This window comes from Chitinimonas sp. BJB300, from assembly GCF_002735695.1.
Lineage (GTDB): Bacteria > Pseudomonadota > Gammaproteobacteria > Burkholderiales > Chitinimonadaceae > Chitinimonas.
The window spans coordinates 23,103-29,843 of the sequence record NZ_PDZH01000056.1 but is presented as its reverse complement, the minus strand read 5'-3'; the positions used below and the strand labels follow the sequence as shown (position 1 = coordinate 29,843).

The 6,741-nt window shown below is 52.8% G+C and carries 4 protein-coding genes; all 4 read left to right on the top strand.

The features are described from left to right. Positions 1 to 1,049: OmpA family protein (locus CSQ89_RS11275; protein WP_099406261.1), on the top strand; the 1,049-nt coding region annotated here is incomplete at its 5' end. A gap of 376 nt (positions 1,050 to 1,425) precedes the next feature. Then, entirely contained in the window at positions 1,426 to 3,873 is a 2,448-nt protein-coding gene (locus CSQ89_RS11270; RefSeq protein ID WP_099406260.1) for a two-component system response regulator, read from the top strand. Between the two features lie 456 nt (positions 3,874 to 4,329). Beyond that, positions 4,330 to 5,385 (top strand): purine-nucleoside phosphorylase, encoded by a 1,056-nt coding sequence (locus tag CSQ89_RS11265; protein WP_308418142.1) that lies wholly within the window; start codon positions 4,330 to 4,332, stop codon positions 5,383 to 5,385. A 75-nt stretch (positions 5,386 to 5,460) separates the two neighbouring features. After that, positions 5,461 to 6,531: a purine-nucleoside phosphorylase gene (locus tag CSQ89_RS11260; protein ID WP_099406259.1), complete on the top strand. Its 1,071-nt coding sequence runs from the start codon at positions 5,461 to 5,463 to the stop codon at positions 6,529 to 6,531. Positions 6,532 to 6,741: the final 210 nt, after the last annotated feature.

Here is a 6,741-nt window from a genome sequence, read left to right as displayed (position 1 = left end):
TGTGGACAAGCGCCGTCAGCTGGGCAGCAGGGGCTACCCTGACAGCGCCCTCGGATCGGATCAGCGACCAGGCGATCGCCGCCGACCAGAACGGCTATGCGGCCACCCAGGGGCGGATCAAAGCCCTTAACGATGGCATGGGCAGTATGCCGGGTGGTGGGATGCATGGTGGTAAGCATCGGGGCATGCATAGTCAATCGGTGCCGGTAGCGGACTACTACCTCTCGAAAGCACAATGCTGGCTCGATGTCTCGTTCCACGAATACACGCGCAACGACCGTTCCGCGTTCGCCCAGGGCGCCCTGACGGAATCGGTGAAGATCATCAGCGCGCTGGAAACCAACACCACCCCCAACCCGGGCGACCAGACCCCGCAGGTGAACGGCGCAGCCAAGCTGCGCCCGGACCTGTGGCTGAAGCTGGGCCAGTTGAAACAGCACAGCGGTTTTGGTTGCGCCGCGCAAAAGGTCGCGTGTGGTGAAGTGGAACTGGTGCATGCCGGCAATGAGTACAACCAGCAAGGCTGGCGGCACGCCAAGCCGTACATCCAGATCGCCGAAGATATGACGAGCCAGGGCAGCAGCAGTGCGGAACGCTGCCACGCCCCTGAAGCACCGCAGCCCCCGATGATGCCGGTCGCGCAGCCGCCGGTGATGACGACCGAACAGGTCCGGCTGGATGCCGGCGCGTTGTTCCGGTTCGACCGCTCGGGCAAGGACGACATGCTGCCGGAAGGCAGGGCGAAGCTGGATGAGTTGGCCCGGAAGCTGAGCCAGGGCTATGCGCGGATCGAACGGATGACGATCACAGGCTACACAGACCGGCTGGGGACGGAGCGTTACAACCAGGCGTTGTCGGAGCGGCGTGCGCAGGCGGTAGCGAACTACCTGAAGGAGCGGGGCGTCACGGGTTCGATGAGCGTGCATGGACGTGGCAAGGCGGACCAGGTGGTGGCGTGCGGCACGAAGACCAAGCGGACCCCGGCGCTGGTGAGTTGTTTGCAGCCGAACCGTCGGGTAGAGATTCAGATCGAGGGGGTGAAGCGGTAGGTGGGTGGGGTACTGGGGTGGGGCGTAAGTCTATGCCCCTCACCCTTGCCCCAACACCGGTAGGCTGCGCCTGACATGAGGGTGCGTTTGAGGAGGCTGTCCAGATTATGGGACAGCCTTTTCTGGTTTTTAAGGCAGATGTAATGCTTGGTGGGCTATAACGTATACCGATGCTTAAGGTGTATCGGCGTTTTCAGATCTGCCACCAGCAGGTGTCAGCAGGGTGAAGCGCAGCGCATAAACCGGAATGTACTTTTGTACATGAGGATTTCGAGCAGCACATGAGCCCTGATCACAGCTGTGCAGTAAGAGCGTAAACAGGTTCTAAGGGTGTTGACTATATAAAACTGGGCCTTGGTCAGCGGGGAGGTTAGTCATGCGCGCCGAGCGAATTCTGATTGTTGAAGATGAGCCGGTGGTGGCGTTGGACTTGCGGCAGACGCTGGAAGGGATAGGCCACGAAGTATGTGGTATTCATTCGAACGTGATTTCGGCTGTGCATGCCGTGGAGTTGCACCACCCCAGTCTGGTTTTGATGGATATCCATTTGCAAGGTCCGGGCGACGGTATTGATGCTTGCCAGATGATTTATGAAAAATGGAAAGTCCCAGTGATTTTTCTCACGGCGTATGTCGATGAGAAAACAGTTAGCCGTGCCGCATGCGCCAAGCCTTTTGGTTATTTGTCCAAACCTTACAAGGTGATGGAATTGAACGCGGCTATTCAGGTGGCGCGTTCACGACATGATGTGGAAATCGCATTGTGCAAAGCGGAAGAAAAGCTGGCGATTGCCATTGAGGCCGCCGAGTTAGGGACATGGGAATGGACATCCCTGCAGGATGAAATTGAAGGAGATGAGCGTTTTTGGCGTATTTGGGGGAGTGGGTTGCAGTCGGCAGAAATGCCCTTGTCTGCGATGCTTGACCAAATTCACCCGGAAGATTTGCCAGAAGTAAAAACCGTACTTGAAGCGCCAGGGTTCTTCAAGAGCGAATTCCGTGTGCTAAGAGATAATGGTGAGCATGCATGGTTTGAAATGTATGGCAATTTGGGATTGAAGCCGCCCGATCAACAGATATTGATAGGTGCTTTGCGCGATGTGACCCTCCGGAAGGAAATGGAAGAGCGCTTGCAGCAAGCCAGTGTGGTATTCCGTGCCACGGCTGAGGGTATATTGATTCTGGATGCAGACGGCATCGTGATTTCCATCAACCCTGCATTTACACGTCTGACAGGTTTTGTGGAATCAGATGCAGTAGGCCAGCACCCCGCTGTATTTTTGCTTAATCGGCGTGATCAGGATCTTTCATATAACGACATCGCCAAAATACCGAGTGGCTTTTGGTCTGGTGAAGTGGCTTTTAAATGTAAGGATGGGCGGATATTACCGGTCCTTCAACATATTTGTGTCGTGCGGGATAATCGAGGCACCGTCGTACAATATGTACAAACCCTTTCGGACATATCGGCAATCCGGGAAGCAGAACGCCAATTAGCGCATTTGGCTTATCATGACCCATTGACGGGATTGGGAAATCGTTATTTGCTTGATCAGCGTCTGGAAACTGAGCTTGAGCGCGCCAAGCAGCATCACGGTAATGTTGCGATATTGTTTATTGACCTTGATGGATTCAAGTCTATTAACGATTCGATGGGACACCATGTGGGTGACCGGGTTATCAAGGAAATAGCTATTCGCATCACCAGTGCAATGCGGCGTAACGATGAGGCGATTCGGTTGGGAGGGGATGAATTTGTTGTAATTGCACCTGATTTACGCCAGTCGATTGAAACGATTGGTATTGCAAATAAAATTCTTAGTACTGTGCTGGAACCCTTTAATATGGAGGGGCAGCAATTAGTTGTTGGCGCAAGCATTGGCATGGCACGCTATCCGGAGGATGGTGAAACCCCGGCGCAGTTGCTGAGCGCTGCCGACAGCGCCATGTATGAAGCAAAACGTCTTGGTAAGGGGCAAATCTGTGCTTATTCCAGTAATTTGGTTGAGAATGTCAGGACGCGGATTAACATCGAGCAAAGTTTGCATGGCGCATTGGAACGAGGTGAGTTCGTTGTTTATTATCAACCAATTGTTGATCTTTATGGTTTGAAATTAATTGGCTTTGAAGCATTGCTACGTTGGCAGCACCCTATACTGGGGCTGCTAGAGCCGGAAAAGTTTATTAATATTACCGAAGAGAATGGCTCGATTGCTCCCATTGGCGCGTGGGTGCTCAAGAGCGCAGTGAATCAAATTGTTGAATGGAATCACCGTTACGACACGCAGTTATTTATTTCTATCAATATATCTTCAGTTCAGTTCAGACGGAGTGAGTTTTTAACTGAATTGAAAGCACTTTTAATGAAATCGGGCATTTCGCCACACTTGTTGGAAATAGAAGTAACAGAGTCTATGCTACAGGATTTTCATGCCAGCAGTAAGATTGTCCAGGCAATGCGGGATTTACACGTTTGTGTGGCCATTGATGATTTTGGTACGGGATTTTCTTCCCTGGCGCTACTAAAGTATTTATCGGTGACCCGAATCAAGATTGATCGATCTTTTATTGTCTCGTTGCCCGGAACGGGCCGGGATGTCGGGCTGGTTTCCGGCATTATGCAAATGGCGAACAGTTTGGAGTTGGAAGTAACAGCGGAAGGCCTGGAGACACCCGAGCAGGTTGGCCTTCTACGCGCAATGGGTTGCCCAGCAGTTCAAGGCTTCTTCTTTGGTAAGCCTTGGTCGATTGAAGAATATACGGAAGGGTGGATATCGAGCAAAATCAAAAAGGGCGGTTTTGCGACTAAAGAGCCTAGTAAATGATTCTGGCCTGCGGCGCTTGATCCTGAGCTGCTCCCCACAGATTTTTACCTAATTCGTTGCATTATTTTTGTTTCGATGTGATTCATAGCGACTTTGCTTACTTGCCCGGGCCAGACCCTGTCTGGGTGCGGCATTTTCATGGTGTGTTCTGTGTCGTTATTTGAATATATTTGTATGGCTTTTAAGTCATGCCGGTCAGCGCATGCGCTATCAAAGTATTTGTTTTTCAGGGTAAATAAGTACTAGAGCAGTTATGGATAGCAATGCGGTGATTAATTAAGCAATTGATTTTTATTTGAATGCAGTGAGATGGAGGTACTTGATTTGAGATAGGCAGGTCTGCCTCTAACTGTAAAGCAGTTATTTTTTAATAAATACAATCATAACATTCGGATTTAATGAAATGGATTATTGCATGCTATACGGCGGGACCTCTAATTCAAAGCGGAAACCCTTATGAAGCGCATGAGCACGAAATACAAAGTGCTGGCCGTGGCAAGTTCCATTGCCGCGGTGACGTCACTGCCGGCTATGGCATCTCCCCAGCAAGGCGACGTAGCGGGCTCGCCCCGCAAGGTTAAGGCGTTGGTGATCAGTATGTTCGGGCCGGAAAGTGAACCTTGGATCAAGAACCTGAGGTTGACGCAGAAGTATAGAGTGCCGGGCCTGTCGCCGGATTACCCTGCGGTGAACTGCAATACCGATGGTGTTTGCCAGGTGACTACCGGTATGGGCCATGCCAATGCTGCTGCATCGATTACTGCACTGGTGTTGAGCGGGCGCTTTGATTTGTCGAAGAGCTACTTCCTGATTGCCGGCATTGCAGGTATCGACCCGAAGCAAGGCACATTGGGGTCGGCAACGTGGTCGCGCTATCTGGTGGATTACAGCATTGCCTGGGAATTGGATGCGCGTGATATGCCTGCTGATTGGACAACGGGCTATATCGGCATCAACACCAAAGGGCCAGGACAAAAACCGCCATTGGATTACAAGACTGAAGTATTCCAGTTGAACGAAGCACTGCTGCAAAAGGCACTGGCCTTGTCGAAAGGTGTTGTGCTGGATGACAGCGCTGTCGCCCGTGAATACCGCGCCAAGTACACCTTGGCCCCAGCCAACCAGCCGCCAGCCGTTATACAGTGCGACACCATGGCGGGCGACACCTGGTGGCATGGTGAATTGCTGGGTAAACGGGCTGAGGATTGGACCAAGCTGCTGACCGATGGCAAGGGTACTTACTGTACATCGCAGCAGGAAGACAACGCGACCTATGAGGCGCTCAAGCGTGGGGCCAACCTGGGCTTGCTGGATTTGAACCGCGTCGCCGTGTTGCGTACCGCGTCAAACTTCGACCGGCCGCATGCGGGCCAGACAGCGTATGAGTCATTGATCTTGAAAGAGTCGGGTGGTTTCGTCCCCGCGATCAACAACCTGTATATCGCAGGTGGTCCTTTGATCAGGAATATCGTCAGCAATTGGGAACAGTGGAAGTCGGGTGTGCCGCGCTAAGCCGCGGGTGATCTGCACTCGTAGCGCCGGATGACCCGGCGCAACAACTCTCCCTTTCCCGAAGGTAAATTACTTATGAAGCACACCACTATTTTTAAGATGAACCCGCTGCCCGCGGCAGTATTGTTGACAGTACTCACTTCCAGTTCCGTCATGGCGGCGAATGTCGATGTATCGGACATCATCCAGGCTCGACGCGCCCGTCCGGTAAAGGCGATGGTGATCAGCATGTTCGCACCAGAAAGTGAACCCTGGGTCAAACAGCTGAAGCTGAACCAGGAAATCCGTGTGCCGGGCCTATCACCCGACTACCCGGTGGTTCGTTGTAATCGGAATGATGTCTGTAACGTGGTTACCGGCATGGGTTACGCCAATGCCGCGGCGACAATGACGGCGCTGATTTACAGCGGCAAGTTTGATCTGCGCAAGACTTACTTTCTGGTGGCCGGTATCGCAGGTATCGACCCAGCCCAAGGTACCCTGGGTTCGGCTGCTTGGACGCGTTATCTGGTTGACTATGGTATTGCGTGGGAAATCGATACGCGCGAAATGCCGGCAGGTTGGGAATACGGCTACTTTGGCATTGCCACCAAAGGACCAGGTGAAAAGCCCAAACCTGACTACCGCACCGAGGTTTTCCAATTGAATGAACGTTTGCTGCAAAAGGCGATCAGCCTATCAAGGAATGTGCAACTCGATGACAGCAATGAGGCTAAGACCTTCCGTGCAAATTACGCGTACGCACCAGCCAATCAACCCCCAGCGGTGATTCAGTGCGATACCGCCAGTAGCGGTACCTGGTTTGCCGGTAAGTCGCTGGGCAAGCGCGCACGTGACTGGGTCAAGCTAATGACCGATGACAAAGGCACCTACTGCACGACACAGCAAGAAGACAATGCGACGTATGAGGCGCTCAAGCGCGGTTCAGCTGCTGGTCGCTTGGATATCGAGCGGGTAGCGGTGTTGCGCACCGGTGCAGACTTCGACCGTCCTTATGCAGGCCAGACCGATAGAGATGGTTTGCTGAATTATGGCGAGCAAGGCGGCTTTGTACCGGCAGTGAATAATCTGTACAAGGTGGGCGGCCCGTTGATCAACGACATCGTTGGCAATTGGAAGCGCTGGGAGAATGGTGTCCCAAAGTAAGACACCCGCCGAGGCGATAACTGCTCCTTGCCAAATTATGCATGCCTCCGGCATGTATGACTCGGCCAAGCACAAAGGCCAGGGATTTACTGGCCTTTGTGCTTATGTAGTGATGCTGAACGCCGACCCTGTGCGAGAGCCACTTCAAATCTGCGCGGACGCGCCTTGCAAAATCGTTATTGGGCGAGATGAGGCCCGCAACCCCACAAG